We start from the raw sequence: 15112 nt of genomic DNA, 5'->3' as shown, positions 1-15112 counted from the left end.
GTCTTTTATGGATGTCGGCCGCCCGGTCCCGATGCCTTTTGGCCCGCCCGTGTCCAGCGTTCCGACGCTGGATTTCGAGCGGCTGAAGGCCAAGATCAGTACCTATTTGCGGCCTGAAGATGTCGGTCGCGTTGAGGCGGCCTATCATTTTTCGGCAGCCGCCCACACCGGGCAGTACCGCATCAGCGGCGAGCCCTACATCACGCATCCGGTGGCGGTCACTGAACTGGTCGCCGAGTGGAATCTCGACGCGCAGGCGCTGACCGCCGCGCTGCTGCACGATGTGATGGAGGACACCTCCGTCACCAAGGCGGAAATCACCGAGCGCTTCGGCCGGGTCACCGCCGAGCTGGTTGATGGGCTGTCCAAGCTCGACAAGATCGAATTTCGTTCCCAGGAAGAGGCGCAGGCGGAAAACTTCCGCAAGATGCTGCTGGCGATGGCCACCGATCTGCGGGTCATCCTGATCAAGCTGGCGGATCGTCTGCACAACATGCGCACGCTGGACTTCGTCCGCCCGGCCAAGCGCCGCCGCATTGCCAGCGAAACCCTCGAAATCTACGCGCCGATCGCCAACCGGCTGGGCCTGAACGGCCTGTACCGCGAGCTGCAGGAACTGTCGTTCATGCACAAGCATCCGCTGCGCTACCAGGTGCTGGCCAAGGCGATCAAGGCGGCGCGCGGCAATCGTCGCGAGGTGGTGGGCAAGGTGCTCACCGCGCTGGAGGCGCGTCTGCCGCAATGGGGGATTTCGGCGGAGATTCAGGGCCGCGAAAAGCACCTTTACGGCATCTATCGCAAGATGATCGAGAAGCGGCTGTCCTTCTCGCAGGTGCTCGATATCTACGGCTTCCGGGTGATCGTTCCCGACGTGCCCTCGTGCTACCTGACCATCGGTTCGCTGCATGCGCTGTACAAGCCGGTGCCAGGCAAGTTCAAGGACTACATCGCGATCCCCAAGGCCAACGGTTATCAGTCACTGCACACCACCTTGATCGGGCCGTATGGCACGCCGGTGGAGGTGCAGGTGCGTACCCGCGCGATGCACCATGTGGCCGAGTCGGGCGTGGCCTCGCACTGGTTGTACAAGGATGATGAATCCAGCCTGTCGGAGCTGCATCAGCGCACGCACTCGTGGCTACAGTCGCTGATCGACCTGCAGTCGGCGTCGGCCGAGGCTACCGAGTTCCTCGAGCACGTCAAGATCGACCTTTTTCCGAGCGAGGTGTATGCCTTCACGCCCAAGGGACGCATCCTGTCCTTGCAGCGCGGCGCAACGCCAGTCGACTTCGCTTACGCGGTGCATACCGACATCGGCAATCGCTGCGTGGCCTGCCGGGTCAATGGCGATCTGGTGCCGCTGCGCACCGAGCTGCGCAATGGCGATCAGGTTGAGGTGATTACCGCCGCCCATGCCAGCCCCAACCCGGCCTGGTTGAGCTATGTGCGCACTGGCAAGGCACGGGCGCAGATCCGGCATTTCCTCAAATCGGCGCAGCATGACGAAGCGGTGGCGCTGGGCGAGCGACTGCTCAACCAGGCGCTGCGCGAGCACGGGCTGACGCTGGGGCAGATCAGCGTGTTTGCCTGGGACCGCTTCCTGGGCGATGCGGGCGTACGCGATCGCCGCGAGATTTTTGCCGATATCGGTCTGGGCAAGCGCCTGCCGGTGATCGTCGCGCGACGGGTGGCCGAGGCGCAGGACCAGGAGTCCGGCCGACCCGACGTAATCAAGCCCAAACCCTTGGGCGCGGTGTTGATCCGTGGCAGCGAGGGCACGGCGGTGCAGCTGGCCAAGTGCTGCCACCCGATTCCGGGCGATGACATCATCGCCACCATCCGCAAGGGCCAGGGTCTGGAGGTGCACACCGACGACTGCCCGGTGGTGGCTCGCCGTCGCGGCGACCGCGGGCGCTGGATCGACGTCGGTTGGGAGCCGGCGGAAGGGCGATTGTTCGAGGCCACGATCCGGGTGCTGACTATCGACAATCGCGGGGTGCTGGCCAAGGTGGCGGCGGCGATCGCCGACGCCAACGCCAACATCCTCAATGTCACCATGGATGTGGAGCAGGCGCCTTACACTGCCTTGCAGTTCGTCCTTGAAGTCGAGAACCGGGTGCACCTGGCGCGGGTGATCCGGGCGGTGCGGGTACAACAGTCGGTGACCCGGGTTTCGCGGCTAAAGAGTGATCAGCGCCGCTGAATGGCTGGCGCATTGGCGGCGACTTGCCTAGAATCGCGTCGCTGAATCAGGAGAAAGCAATGGCACTGTACGAATCCGAGCACACCAAATTCATGCGCGAGTGGATGGCCAATCACCCGCAAGAGAAGAAAGAGCAGCAAGCCGGTCGCGCCCTGTGGTGGGACAAGCCGCAGGACACCGACGCCCGCGCGCGCAACAGCGAAGCCAGTGTGCCGAGCAAGCCGTACTACTATCAGACGGACTGATGCCTCACGTGTTTTTGAGGGTGGCCGCGCAACGCGCCACCTGATGCCTTGACGCTGCCGCATCGACTGGCCGTGGTCGATCTGGAAACCACCGGAGCCCATCCGGTACGCGACCGGATCACCGAAATCGCCATCGTCCTGCTTGAAGACGGTCGCGAGCTTGAGCGCTGGAGTTCGCTGGTGCGGCCCGGGGTGCACATTCCGGGCATGATCCAGAGCTTCACTGGCATTACCGATGCGATGGTGGCCGATGCGCCCGAGTTTTCCGAGCTTGCCGACACCGTCCTCGCCTTGCTGGACGACGCCGTGTTTGTGGCCCACAATGCCCGGTTCGACTACGGCTTCCTCAAGACCGCCTTCGCCGCTCTCGACAAACCCTTTGATGCTGCGGTGCTGTGCACCGTCAAACTTTCCCGCGCCCTGTATCCGCAGCATCATCGCCACGGGCTCGACGCCCTGATCGAGCGCCACGGGCTGGTATGCACCGCCCGCCATCGCGCCATGGGCGACACCGAAGTGTTGTGCCAGTTTCTCGATCAGGTCCGCAGTGCCTTCCCGGCCGATACGCTGGAGAACGCCGTGGCGCGCGCCATGAAACAGCCCGCGCGGCCGCCGGGCCTGCCGGAGGGGGTGCTGGAAGGCATTCCGGACAGCCCCGGGGTCTATTTCTTTTACGGCGAAAACGATCTGCCGCTCTACATCGGCAAGAGCAAGCGCATGCGCACCCGCGTCATGTCGCATTTCGCCGCCACCCGGCTCAGCGGCAAAGAGGCGGAACTGGCGCGGCAGGTGCGGCGGGTGGAGTGGGAGCAGACCGCCGGCGAGCTGGGGGCGCTGTTGCTGGAGGCCTGCCTGGTCAAGCACGACACGCCGCTGCACAATCGACAGTTGCGCAAGAACGACGAGGTGTTCGGTCTGCGCATCCTGCCCAGCAACAAGCGCAAAGCCACGGTCCTCGAACGCGTGCCCCTCGCCGAGGGCGATCCGCGTGCCTGGGACAGCGTGCATGGGGCCTTCCGTACCCGCAAGGAGGCGGACAATCTGCTCCGGGAGCTGGCGTATCTGTATCAGCTCTGCCCGCGCCGGCTCGGCCTCGACAGTGGTCGCAACGGCGCCTGTATGGCGTATCAGATGAAGCGTTGCGCCGGTGTCTGTGCCGGCAAGGAAACCCCGGAGCAGCACGATGCACGTCTACTCGGCGCGTTGGCCGGCAAGGGGCTCAAGCCATGGCCGTGGGCCGGACCGGTGCTGCTCCATGAGCGCGACCCGGCGACCGGCCTGAGCGCCTGTCACCTGCTCGACGCCTGGTGTTATCTGTCGACGGGCGCGACCGAGGAAGAAGCCCGCGCCGCCTTGCCTGCGGCCCGCTATGCCTTCGACCTCGATATCTATCGCCTGCTGTTGCGCTGGTTCGATGCGCCGGCGCATCGTCAGGCCGTGAGCCCCGTCACCAGCTGACGTGCACGTCATGGCACTCTTTCCGGCCTGGTTTGATCGCAATCAAGTCAAACCGTTGTTCGCGGGTGTCCAATAAGAACCCACACGGTTTTTAGGGACTTTAAGTCCGATGGACGTCGCCCGTCGCGGTTTTCTCCGCGGCCGTTTCCGCCAAGTTGCTGCCGAGCCTCGCCCCCCTTGGGCGCTGGCGGAGGCAGATTTCATCCCGCTGTGTTCGCGCTGCGACGATTGCGTGGCCGCCTGCCCGACCCGGGTAGTGCGCGTGGGTGACGGCGGCTATCCCACGATCGACTTTTCCCTTGGCGAGTGCACCTTTTGCGGCGATTGCGCTGCGGCCTGTGAAACCGGCGCAATCCGGCGTGAAGCGGGTGCCCCGGCGTGGGCAATGAAGGCACATCTCGGCGAAGCCTGTGTGGCCCGAAAGGGCGTGGAGTGCCGGATTTGTGGTGAGAACTGCGAGGCCGGCGCCATTCGTTTCCGGCCCGCCCTGGGCGGTATTTCCCGCCCGGAAATGAACGAAGGCACATGCACCGGTTGTGGCGCTTGCGTAGCGCCATGCCCTGTCGGCGCCATTGCCGTCAGCAACCCGATGGAGAGTCAAAGATGAAAATCGCAAGTCTTGTGGTTCGGGTCAGCCCCGAACACATCCGGGCGCTGACAGAGGCGCTACTGGAAATTCCCGGTGTTGAAGTGCATGGCGCAGCGCCAGACCAGGGTCGCTTGATCGTGACCGTGGAGGACGGCGAAGGCTACTCGACAATGGATTCCATTCTGGCAGTCAACCTGAACAAGATGGTGCTCGGGGTGACGATGGCTTATGAATATACCGATGAAGGTCTCGAATTGCAGGAACAGGAGGCGTGAAATGACTATGGATCGACGTGGTTTCATCAAGGCCAATGCCGTTGCGGCGGCTGCGGCAACAGCGGGGATCAGCCTGCCTGTGACGGCACAGGCGGCAAATGCGACGGCAACCGATGTTCGCTGGGACAAGGCAGCCTGTCGCTTCTGCGGCACCGGCTGTTCGGTGCTGGTGGGCGTGCAGAAAGGACGCGTGGTCGCGACCCAGGGTGACCCGGATGCGCCGGTGAACCGTGGCCTGAACTGCATCAAGGGCTACTTCCTGTCCAAGATCATGTACGGCGAAGACCGCCTGACCAAGCCGTTGCTTCGCATGAAGGACGGCAAGTACAACAAGAACGGCGAGTTCACGCCGATCTCTTGGGATCAGGCCTACGACATCATGGCCGAGAAGTGGAAGGCCGCGATCGCTGCCGACCTGAAGGCCAACGCTGGCAAGCCGGCCGACCAGATCACCTCCAGCATCGCCATGTTCGGCTCCGGCCAGTGGACGGTGTGGGAAGGCTATGCTGCCGCCAAGCTTTGGAAGGCCGGCTTCCGCTCCAACAACATCGACCCGAACGCGCGCCACTGCATGGCCTCGGCCGTGGCTGGTTTCATCCGCACCTTCGGCATTGACGAGCCGATGGGTTGCTACGACGACATCGAGAACGCCGACGCCTTCGTGCTGTGGGGCTCGAACATGGCCGAGATGCACCCGATCCTGTGGTCGCGTCTGACCGACCGTCGTCTGACCCACAAGGGCAGCGAGGTGCATGTGCTCTCGACTTTTGAGCACCGCTCCTTCGAGTTGGCCGACAACGGCATGATCTTCACGCCGCAGACCGACCTGGCGATCCTCAACTACATCGCCAACTACATCATTCAGAACAAGGCAGTGAATCTTGAGTTCGTGCAGAAGCACGTTAATTTCAAGAAAGGCAACGACGACATCGGCTACGGTCTGCGCCCGACCGACGAGCGCGAAAAGAACGCCAAGAATTCCAGCAAGGTGGGCGGCGCAGCACCGATCAGCTTCGAGGAATACGCCGCGTTTGTGGCCGACTACACCCTCGAGAAAACTGCCAAGCTCTCTGGCGTGCCGGCTGAGCGCCTCGAGAGGCTCGCTCAGTTGTATGCCGACCCGAGCAAGAAGGTTGTCTCGTTCTGGACCATGGGTTTCAACCAGCATACCCGCGGGACCTGGGCGAACAACATGATCTACAACATCCACCTGCTGACCGGCAAGATCTCGACCCCGGGGTCAGGCCCGTTCTCGCTGACCGGCCAACCGTCCGCGTGTGGCACGGCGCGCGAAGTGGGCACCTTTGCCCACCGTCTGCCGGCCGACCTGGTGGTGATGAACCCGGCGCACCGCGCCACGTCCGAGAAAATCTGGAAGCTGCCCGAGGGTTTCCTCAATGGCAAGATCGGCTTCCACGCCGTGCTGCAGAGTCGCATGCTCAAGGACGGCAAGATCAGCTGCTACTGGACCTCGACCACCAACAACATGCAGGCCGGTCCGAACATCAACGACGAGATCTATCCGGGCTGGCGCAACGAGAAGGCCTTCGTGGTGGTGTCCGATTGCTACCCGACCGTCTCCGCGCTGTCGGCCGACCTGATCCTGCCGACGGCGATGTGGACCGAGAAGGAAGGCGCCTACGGCAACGCCGAGCGCCGCACACAGTTCTGGCGTCAGCAGGTTGCCCCTCCGGGTGAGGCAACGTCCGATCTGTGGCAGTACATCGAGTTTTCGAAGCGCTTCAAGGTCGAGGAAGTGTGGCCGGCCGAGATGATCGCCAAGATGCCGGAATACAAGGGCAAGACCTTGTACGACGTGCTCTACGCCAACGGCCAGGTCAACAAGTACCCGATGTCGGATGTCGCCAAGGCAAACGATCATGCCTGGAAGGGCTACATGAACGACGAGTCCAAGGCGCTCGGCTACTACCTGCAAAAAGGCCTGTTCGAAGAATATGCGGCGTTCGGCCGCGGCCACGGACACGACCTGGCTGACTTCGATGCCTATCACAAGGCGCGCGGCCTGCGCTGGCCGGTGGTCGATGGCAAGGAGACGCTGTGGCGCTTCCGCGAGGGCTACGACCCGTATGTCGAGAAGGGCTCCGACATCCAGTTCTACGGTCACAAGGACAAGCGCGCCGTGGTCTTTGCGCTGCCCTACGAGAATCCGCCCGAAATGCCGGATGCCGAGTACGACATGTGGTTGTGCACCGGCCGTGTGCTGGAGCACTGGCATACCGGCTCGATGACCCGCCGGGTGCCCGAGCTGCACCGTTCGGTGCCGGAGGCGCAAGTCTTCATGCACCCGGACGACGCCGCGCGGCGTGGCCTGCAGCGCGGCATGAAGGTCAAGGTGACCTCCCGCCGCGGCGACATGGTGGCGCAACTCGAAACCCGTGGCCGCAACAAGCCGCCGGTTGGGCTGATCTTCGTGCCGTTCTTTGACGAAGGCCGCTTGGTGAACAAGCTGACGCTCGATGCGACCTGCCCGATCTCGAAAGAGACGGACTTCAAGAAGTGCGCAGTCAAGGTCACCAAAGCCTGATATCGACCCATCTGAGTGAATGAGGGTAGTCGCGTGCGAGGCAGAGCATCGCCTCGCACGAGACGCCGCACACCATGAGCACGCAAAACACTCGTCCATCCGCGAACAGCAAATCCAGTCAGGCGCGTCGTCGTTTCCTCAAGGAAATGGCCGGCGCGGCAGGCGGGGCGTGCATGTTGGCCTTGGGCGTCGGACTCTACGGCGCGGAAGCCTCCGCCCGTCCGGCGGAGGCCATCCGGCCACCTGGCGCGCTGCCAGAGCAGGATTTCCTGGCGGCCTGTGTGCGTTGTGGACTATGTGTGCGGGATTGTCCTTTTGACACCTTGAAGCTCTCCGAGTTGGGCGATAACGTAGCAACGGGCACGCCTTTTTTCGAAGGGCGGAAAGTACCCTGCGAGATGTGTGATGACATTCCCTGTGTCAAAGCCTGTCCGACCGGTGCGCTTGATCGTGAACTCACGGATATTGGCAAGGCACGCATGGGCCTGGCAGTGTTGATCGACCAGGAAACCTGCCTGAACTTTCTCGGTTTGCGTTGCGATGTGTGTTATCGCGTTTGCCCGGTCATCGATAAGGCCATTACGCTTGAGCTGGTGCACAACCCGCGCTCCGACCGGCATGCGATGTTGCTGCCGACGGTCCATTCGGAACACTGCACCGGCTGTGGCAAGTGCGAGCACTCCTGTGTGTTGCCGGAAGCGGCGATCAAGGTCTTGCCGCACAAGCTGGCGCAGGGCAAGTCGGCCGAGCATTACCGCAAGGGTTGGGTTGAACGCGAGGCCGCAGGCGGTTCCCTGATTGGCGAGCAGCACCAGTTGCCGATGCGAGGGCTGGAGGATCGCAAGTACGGCGATACACGTGTGGCGCCGGGTTATGTGCCGCCGTCTGACGCGCCGGTTAAGCCGGGCGGTATTGATTCGGGGTGGAAGCCATGAGTGCCGCCAGTCATACGCAACCGGCGGTTCCGCCGGCGCCGACTGAGGCAAGCTCGCGCGCGTCAGTAATGACGCGCCCGGGGGCTGAGGCAGTCAAGGTCAAGGGCTGGCTGCGGGCGCATAAGTGGTTGTTGCTGCGTCGCGTCGTGCAGTTGGGCATCTTGGTGCTGTTCATGCTCGGGCCGTGGTTCGGTTTATGGATCGTGAAGGGCAATCTGTCGTCGAGTCTCACCCTTGGGGTGTTGCCGCTGACCGATCCCTACCTGCTGCTGCAATCGGTGGCGGCGGGGCAGGTGCCGTACAAGGAAGCCTTGCTGGGCGGCGGCATTGTGGCGGCGTTTTATCTGCTGTTTGGCGGTCGGTTGTTCTGTTCCTGGGTGTGCCCGGTGAACATGGTGACCGACGCGGCAGCGTGGTTGCGGCGGCGGCTGGGCATCAAGGGCGGCAAGGTGCCTAGCGAGTACACGCGCTACTGGTTGCTGGGTTTGACTGTGCTGGCCTCGGCACTGACCGGGAGCATTGCCTGGGAATGGGTCAATCCGGTGTCGATGTTGCATCGCGGACTGATCTTCGGATTCGGTCTGTCCTGGGGCATCGTGCTGGGTGTGTTTCTCTACGATTTACTGATCGCCAGCCGTGGCTGGTGTGGCCATGTGTGCCCCATGGGCGCGTTTTATGGTGTGTTGAACTCGGCGGCGTTGATCCGGGTCACGGCAGACAAGCGCTCCGGGTGCGACGATTGCATGGACTGTTTTGCTGTTTGCCCGGAACCGCAGGTTATCCGGCCAGCATTGAAGGCGGTGGCGCAGGACCACCCATTGATTCTTGACAAAGACTGTACCAGCTGTGGGCGTTGTATCGACGTTTGCGGCAAGGATGTATTTAGATTGACCACCCGATTCGATAGGAGCGAGTCATGAAAAACAAGACCCGTAATCTCGTAGTCGCCTTGCTGGCAACCATGAGCCTGGGCATTTCTCTCGGCGTTCAGGCAGCTGATAACGTTCAGTCCCTTCGGGGTCGGGATGTTGCCGCACCAGAGCTGGACCCGGGCGGCTATGTCGTACCCAAGGATCATGCGCCAACAGCGCGGGACTATGTCCAGCAACCGCCGTTGATTCCGCACAAGGTCGAGGGCTATGAAGTCAGCACCAACTTCAACAAGTGCATGGACTGCCATTCCTGGACGCGCTACCGCGAAACCGGCGCAACCAAGGTCAGCCTGACGCACTTCAAGGATCGCGACGGCAAGGAGTTGTCGAACATCTCGCCGCGGCGCTACTTCTGCAGTCAGTGTCACGTGCCGCAGACCGACGCACCGACCCTGGTCGATAACACCTTCAAGAAAGCCGAAGGCTTGCGCTGATCCACCGCTTCAAGGGAGCTAGATATGAGCTACGACAATAACAGGGGCGGCCTCTGGGGACGCCTGCGCGGAGCCGGGCTCGGGCTGGTGTTGCTGGTGTTCGTGGCGGGCATCCTGTTCTGGGGCGGTTTCAACACCGCCATGGAATGGACCAACCGCGAGGCGTTCTGCATCTCCTGTCACGAGATGGAAGCGAACGTCTATCAGGAATATCGCAACACGATCCACTTCTCGAACCGAAGTGGTGTGCGAGCGACGTGTCCGGATTGTCATGTGCCGAAAGACTGGACGCACAAGATTATTCGCAAGATCCAGGCCTCCAAGGAGCTGTGGCATCACTTCCTCGGTACGGTCGATACGCCCGAGAAGTTCAATGGGAAGCGCCTGCAGCTGGCCCAGAACGAATGGGCGCGGATGAAGGCGACGGATTCGCGCGAGTGCCGGAATTGCCACAACTTCGAGTATTTCGACTACTCGATCCAGGGGCGTCGTTCGACACGCATGCACCAGGACGGCTTCTCCGAAGGCAAGACCTGCATTGACTGTCACAAGGGGATTGCCCACTCGCTGCCGGCCGTGGAGCAGGATATCGGCAGCGACAAGGGCGGTGCCGCGCCGGAAGTCTTCCATCCGACGGAAGAAAAGCCGGCCGGCGCTCAGAACTGACGCTGCCGGAGCAAGAAACGAATCGGGCAAAGGGCCGCGCAAGCGGCCCTTTTTTTCGCGCCTTCGATTTGATTTCACACATATCCTTTTACGCCCCAATGTGATTGAATCGCGGCCATGCTGGAAGTCACTGAACTCGCCTGCCTGCGCGGCGATCGTATGTTGTTTGCCGATGTTGCCCTGACCGTCCGACCCGGTGAGTTGGTTCGTATCGCCGGCCCGAACGGGGTCGGCAAGACCAGTCTGCTGCGCTTGTTGTGTGGGCTGGGCATGCCCGAGCACGGTCAGGTGAGCTGGAAGGGGGTGCGTATCGACCGCGCCCGCGAGGCCTTCCATCGCGACACGCTCTATCTGGGCCACGCCGCGGCCCTGAACGATCTGCTCAGTCCGCTTGAAAACCTGCGCTTCGCGGCCGCCTGTCATGGTCTGAGTGCCGATGTCGGCCAGTCCGAACTGGCGCTCGAGCGCATCGGGCTCGGCCCCCAGCGCGACTTGCCCGCCAAAGTGCTGTCTCAAGGGCAGCGTCGTCGCGTCGGGCTGGCGCGGCTGTATCTGTCCGAGAATGTGCCCTTGTGGATACTTGATGAGCCCTTTACCGCGCTGGATGTCACGGCCGTGCGCGATCTGGCTGAGTGGCTCGACGCCCATTGCGCCCGGGGCGGCATGGTGGTGATGACGACGCACCAGGATGTCCCCTTTGCCACGCCGATGCGGACGGTCGATCTTGCGGAGTCGGCATGTTGAGCGTTTTTCTTGAAGTGCTGCGCCGCGATCTGCTGCTGGCCTGGCGCAATCGTGCCGATGTGCTGGTGACCCTGTCGTTCTTCACCATCGTCGCCTGTTTGTTCCCTTTTGGTGTCGGCGCCGAACCGAATCTGCTGCGGACCATCGCGCCCGGCGTGTTGTGGGTCGCGGCGCTGTTGGCAACGTTGCTGTCGCTGCACCGGGTGTTCTCGCAGGACCACACGGACGGTGTGCTCGAGCAGCTTTTGCTGTCGCCGGAGCCTCCGGTGCTGTGGGTGCTGGCCAAGGTCCTGGCGCACTGGCTGACCACCGCCGTGCCCTTGGTCATTGCCGCGCCGGCACTGGCCTTGCTGTTTGATATGACGCAAAGCGCAACCGGGGTGCTGATCCTATCCTTGCTGCTCGGTACGCCGATCCTGTCGCTTTTGGGCGGAGTGGGCGCCGCGCTCACGCTGGGGCTTAGGGGGGGGGGCATGCTGCTCGCGCTCCTGGTCTTGCCCTTGTTCGTGCCGATCCTGATTTTTGGGGCGGGCGCGGTGGATGCTTACCTGTCGGGCACGGGGGCGAATGCGCATTTGATGCTGCTGGGCGGTGGATCGCTGGCGGCGCTGGCGCTGGCGCCGTGGGCGTGTGCCGCCGCCTTGCGAATCGCGGTAGAGTAGGCCCCCGAAAAACTTGCGGTCGTCTTGCCGCAGCTACTGATTTCCTAAGGCCATGGAATCCGGACAACGCTTCAGTCTCTTTCGTTACGCCGCACCGAACGTGTTCTACCCGCTCGCGGGGCGTCTGGCGCCCTGGTTTGCGGCCGCCGCGGTGGGCTTCACCTTGATCGGCCTGTATCTCGGCTTTTTTGTGGCACCGACCGATGCGGTACAGGGCGAGGTGTATCGGGTCATCTTCATTCACGTGCCGGCGGCCTGGATGTCGATGTTCATCTATCTGATCATGGCCTTCTGGTCGGCGATCGGGGTTGTTTTCAACACCCGCCTGTCGGCCATGATGACGCAGGCGCTGGCGCCAACCGGCGCGATGTTCTGTTTCGTCGCCTTGTGGACCGGCGCCTTGTGGGGGCGGCCGACCTGGGGCGCGTATTGGGTCTGGGATGCGCGGCTGACCTCGCAGTTGCTGCTGCTGTTTCTGTATTTCGGCTTCATGGCCCTGACCCGCGCAATTGAAGACCCCCGTCGGGCCGACAAGGCCGGCGCCATTCTTGCGCTGGTCGGCGCGGTGAACGTGCCGATCATCTATTTCTCGGTGAAGTGGTGGAACACCCTCCATCAGGGCGCATCGGTCAGCCTCACCAAGGCGCCGAGCATGGCAACCACCATGTTGATGGCCATGCTGGTGATGGCGTTCGCCTCGTGGGCCTATACGATCGCCGTTGTGCTGTGGCGGGTGCGCTCGCTGATTCTCGAGCGTGAGCGCCATACCGACTGGGTGGGCGAGGTCCTGGATGCCAGGGGGGCGCAGGCATGAACTGGCAGTCGATGTCTGATTTCTGGTCCATGGGTGGGGCCGGGTTCTTCGTTTGGGGTTCCTATGGCGTCACATTTGCTTTGATCGCGCTGGAACTTGTCGTGGTGTTACGCCGTCGGAAGCAAGTGGTTCATCGGTTGCAGCGGCTGCGTCAGGCCATGAAGGCCAGTGCGCGGCGCAAGGAGATTCAAGAATGAAAGCCAGACAGAAACGTCTGATCCTCGTGGTGGCAGGTGTCGCCTTGCTTGGCGGTGCCGTGGCCCTGGTATTGTCTGCATTCCAGCAGAACCTGGTGTTCTTCCATACGCCGACCGAGGTGGCCGAAGGCAAGGCGCCGCAAGGGCGAACCTTCCGTATCGGCGGCATGGTCGAGGATGGCTCGATCAAGCGCGACGCCGACGGCATCACCGTGCGCTTCGCCATTACCGATACCGCCCGTTCGATTCCCGTGGCTTACAAGGGCCCCTTGCCGGACCTGTTCAAGGAAGGCAAGGGAGCCGTGGTGCAGGGCGCGCTGGGGGCTGACGGCCAGTTTGCGGCCACGGAAGTGCTGGCCAAGCACGACGAAAACTACATGCCGCCCGAAGCGCAGGACGCCATCGACCAGGCACACAAAACAGCCGCGACGGTGTCGCAATGATTCCAGAACTCGGACATTTCGCGCTCATTCTGGCTTTCCTGGTCGCGCTGGTGCAGGGCGTCGTACCGCTGGTCGGCGCGCACCAGTATCGCTCCGCCTTGATTGCCGTGGCGCGGCCCGCCGCGGTGGCGCAGTTTGCCTTCATGGCCCTGGCGTTTGCCTGTTTGACCTGGGCCTTCGTGGCCAACGATTTTTCAGTGGAGTACGTTGCCCAGCACTCCAATACCAAACTGCCCGTGCATTACCGCGTGACGGCCGTCTGGGGCAGCCATGAGGGCTCCTTGCTGCTTTGGGGGCTGATCCTGGCGGGGTGGACGCTGGCAGTCGCGATGTTCTCGCGCACGCTGCCCGACATTTTCGTCGCCCGCGTGCTCGGCGTGCTTGGCTTGGTCAGTGGCGGGTTCATCTCCTTCATCCTGTTTACGTCCAACCCCTTCAACCGTCTGTTGCCGGGTGTCGCCGAGGGCCAGGACCTCAACCCCTTGCTGCAAGACCCGGGGATGATCATCCATCCGCCGCTGCTCTACATGGGCTATGTCGGGTTCTCGGTGGCCTTCGCCTTCGCCATTGCCGCGCTCATCTCCGGCCGGCTGGATGTCGCCTGGGCACGCTGGTCGCGCCCCTGGACCAGTGTGGCGTGGGTATTCCTCACCTTGGGTATCGCGGTGGGCTCGGGCTGGGCCTACTACGAACTGGGCTGGGGCGGCTGGTGGTTCTGGGACCCGGTCGAAAACGCGTCCTTCATGCCTTGGCTGGTGGGCACGGCGCTGATCCATTCGCTGGCGGTGACTGAAAAGCGCGGCGCCTTCCGCAGCTGGACGGTGTTGCTCGCCATCGCCGCGTTCTCGTTGTCCTTGCTGGGCACCTTCCTGGTCCGTTCGGGTGTGCTCACCTCGGTGCATGCCTTCGCCACCGACCCGCGTCGCGGCATGTATATCCTCGGCTTGCTGGTGCTGGTGATCGGCGTCTCGCTGATGCTCTTCGCCTGGCGCGCGCCCAAACTCGCTGGCGGCGGCAAGTTTGCCCTGGTGTCGCGCGAGTCGGTGTTGCTGGCCAATAACGTATTGCTGTCGGTGGTTGCCACCTCGGTGCTGCTCGGCACGCTCTACCCCTTGTTCCTCGATGCGCTCAATCTGGGCAAGATCTCTGTGGGCCCGCCGTACTTCGAGTCGGTGTTTCTGCCGCTGATGGTGCCGGTCGTCTTGCTGATGGCGATGGGGCCCCTGCTGCGTTGGAAGGGACACGACGTCGGCGTCGTCCTGGGCAAGCTGGCGCCGTGGTTTGTCGCCAGTGTGGTGCTCGGGCTGACCGGTGCGTGGATGGCCGGCACGATGAGCTGGCGCATGATCGTCGGCATGTCGCTGGCCGCCTGGGTACTGATCGTGAATATCGTGCTGCTCGTCGAGCGTCTGCGTGAGCGGCCGGGTGCCGCGGCCGGCGTGCGCCTGAGCGGCATACCGCGCGCCTGGTGGGGCATGTGGATCGCTCACGTCGGTATCGGCTTCTTCATCATCGGGGTCGCCATGGTCAATGGCACGCAGACCAACATCGACGTGAAAATGCAGGTGGGTGACACGGCCACGCTGGCCGGCTACGACTTCGAGCTGACCGCCATCACCGATGCGCCCGGCCCGAACTATGCGGCAGCCCAAGGGACGCTGAAAGTCACCCGCGACGGTCAGTCGGTCGCGACGCTCACGCCGGAAAAGCGGATCTACCTCGCGCGCCAGATGCCCATGACCGAGGCCTCGCTGGATATCGGCCTGTTTGGCGACATTTACGCCTCGATGGGCGAGATGATCGATGACACGACCTGGATTGTGCGCCTCTATCACAAACCTTTTATCAGCTGGATCTGGTTCGGTTGCTTGCTGATGGCTTTCGGTGGCGGATTGGCAGCGGCCGACCGACGTTATCGCCGGCTGGCAGCACGTACTGCCCCTGACGCCGGCGCGCGCCAAACGGCCTGA

The 15112-nt window shown here is 63.0% G+C and carries 16 protein-coding genes; all 16 read left to right on the top strand.

Translation table 11 applies throughout. The features are described 5' to 3' along the window. The first annotated feature begins 31 nt into the window (after positions 1 to 31). On the top strand, positions 32 to 2203 hold the full coding sequence (locus FHP91_RS03235) for a RelA/SpoT family protein (RefSeq protein ID WP_391525290.1): 2172 nt from the start codon (positions 32 to 34) through the stop codon (positions 2201 to 2203). Between the two features lie 59 nt (positions 2204 to 2262). Next, entirely contained in the window at positions 2263 to 2448 is a 186-nt protein-coding gene (locus tag FHP91_RS03230; RefSeq protein WP_144308219.1) for a DUF3460 family protein, read from the top strand. A 48-nt stretch (positions 2449 to 2496) separates the two neighbouring features. Then, a complete protein-coding gene (locus tag FHP91_RS03225) occupies positions 2497 to 3906 on the top strand; it encodes an exonuclease domain-containing protein (protein WP_144308218.1) in 1410 nt (469 codons plus the stop codon). A gap of 109 nt (positions 3907 to 4015) precedes the next feature. Next, a complete protein-coding gene (gene napF / locus FHP91_RS03220; RefSeq protein WP_144308217.1) occupies positions 4016 to 4513 on the top strand; it encodes a ferredoxin-type protein NapF in 498 nt (165 codons plus the stop codon). Beyond that, complete coding sequence (locus FHP91_RS03215; protein WP_144308216.1) at positions 4510 to 4770, top strand: chaperone NapD; 261 nt, start codon at positions 4510 to 4512, stop codon at positions 4768 to 4770. Before napF ends, FHP91_RS03215 begins: the two co-directional genes overlap by 4 nt. Before the next feature lies 1 nt (position 4771). Then, entirely contained in the window at positions 4772 to 7315 is a 2544-nt protein-coding gene (gene napA / locus FHP91_RS03210) for a nitrate reductase catalytic subunit NapA (RefSeq protein ID WP_144308215.1), read from the top strand. A gap of 74 nt (positions 7316 to 7389) precedes the next feature. Further along, positions 7390 to 8250, top strand: coding sequence for a ferredoxin-type protein NapG (napG, locus tag FHP91_RS03205; RefSeq protein ID WP_144308214.1), 861 nt, complete (start codon positions 7390 to 7392; stop codon positions 8248 to 8250). A gap of 68 nt (positions 8251 to 8318) precedes the next feature. Beyond that, on the top strand, positions 8319 to 9170 hold the full coding sequence (napH, locus tag FHP91_RS03200; RefSeq protein WP_246116204.1) for a quinol dehydrogenase ferredoxin subunit NapH: 852 nt from the start codon (positions 8319 to 8321) through the stop codon (positions 9168 to 9170). Beyond that, positions 9167 to 9616 carry a nitrate reductase cytochrome c-type subunit gene (locus FHP91_RS03195; protein WP_144308212.1) on the top strand — a complete coding sequence of 150 codons (450 nt, stop codon included), beginning with the start codon at positions 9167 to 9169 and terminating at the stop codon, positions 9614 to 9616. The genes napH and FHP91_RS03195 overlap by 4 nt, the downstream gene beginning before the upstream one ends. A 24-nt stretch (positions 9617 to 9640) precedes the next feature. Further along, positions 9641 to 10282 carry a NapC/NirT family cytochrome c gene (locus FHP91_RS03190; protein WP_144176368.1) on the top strand — a complete coding sequence of 214 codons (642 nt, stop codon included), beginning with the start codon at positions 9641 to 9643 and terminating at the stop codon, positions 10280 to 10282. A 117-nt stretch (positions 10283 to 10399) separates the two neighbouring features. Beyond that, positions 10400 to 11026 carry a cytochrome c biogenesis heme-transporting ATPase CcmA gene (gene ccmA / locus FHP91_RS03185; protein WP_144308211.1) on the top strand — a complete coding sequence of 209 codons (627 nt, stop codon included), beginning with the start codon at positions 10400 to 10402 and terminating at the stop codon, positions 11024 to 11026. Next, entirely contained in the window at positions 11020 to 11688 is a 669-nt protein-coding gene (gene ccmB / locus FHP91_RS03180; RefSeq protein ID WP_144176366.1) for a heme exporter protein CcmB, read from the top strand. The genes ccmA and ccmB overlap by 7 nt, the downstream gene beginning before the upstream one ends. Before the next feature lie 52 nt (positions 11689 to 11740). Beyond that, the gene (ccmC, locus tag FHP91_RS03175; RefSeq protein ID WP_144308210.1) at positions 11741 to 12502 is read left to right on the top strand and encodes a heme ABC transporter permease CcmC; all 762 of its coding nucleotides are present in this window, start codon (positions 11741 to 11743) and stop codon (positions 12500 to 12502) included. Then, positions 12499 to 12699 (top strand): heme exporter protein CcmD, encoded by a 201-nt coding sequence (gene ccmD / locus FHP91_RS03170; protein WP_144176364.1) that lies wholly within the window; start codon positions 12499 to 12501, stop codon positions 12697 to 12699. Before ccmC ends, ccmD begins: the two co-directional genes overlap by 4 nt. After that, positions 12696 to 13142 (top strand): cytochrome c maturation protein CcmE, encoded by a 447-nt coding sequence (gene ccmE, locus FHP91_RS03165; RefSeq protein ID WP_144308209.1) that lies wholly within the window; start codon positions 12696 to 12698, stop codon positions 13140 to 13142. The genes ccmD and ccmE overlap by 4 nt, the downstream gene beginning before the upstream one ends. Next, complete coding sequence (locus FHP91_RS03160; protein WP_144308208.1) at positions 13139 to 15112, top strand: heme lyase CcmF/NrfE family subunit; 1974 nt, start codon at positions 13139 to 13141, stop codon at positions 15110 to 15112. The genes ccmE and FHP91_RS03160 overlap by 4 nt, the downstream gene beginning before the upstream one ends.

This window comes from Denitromonas halophila (genome assembly GCF_007625155.1).
Lineage (GTDB): Bacteria > Pseudomonadota > Gammaproteobacteria > Burkholderiales > Rhodocyclaceae > Nitrogeniibacter > Nitrogeniibacter halophilus.
The sequence above is the reverse complement of the archived record's forward strand: the minus strand, read 5'-3'. Positions and strand labels throughout refer to the sequence as shown.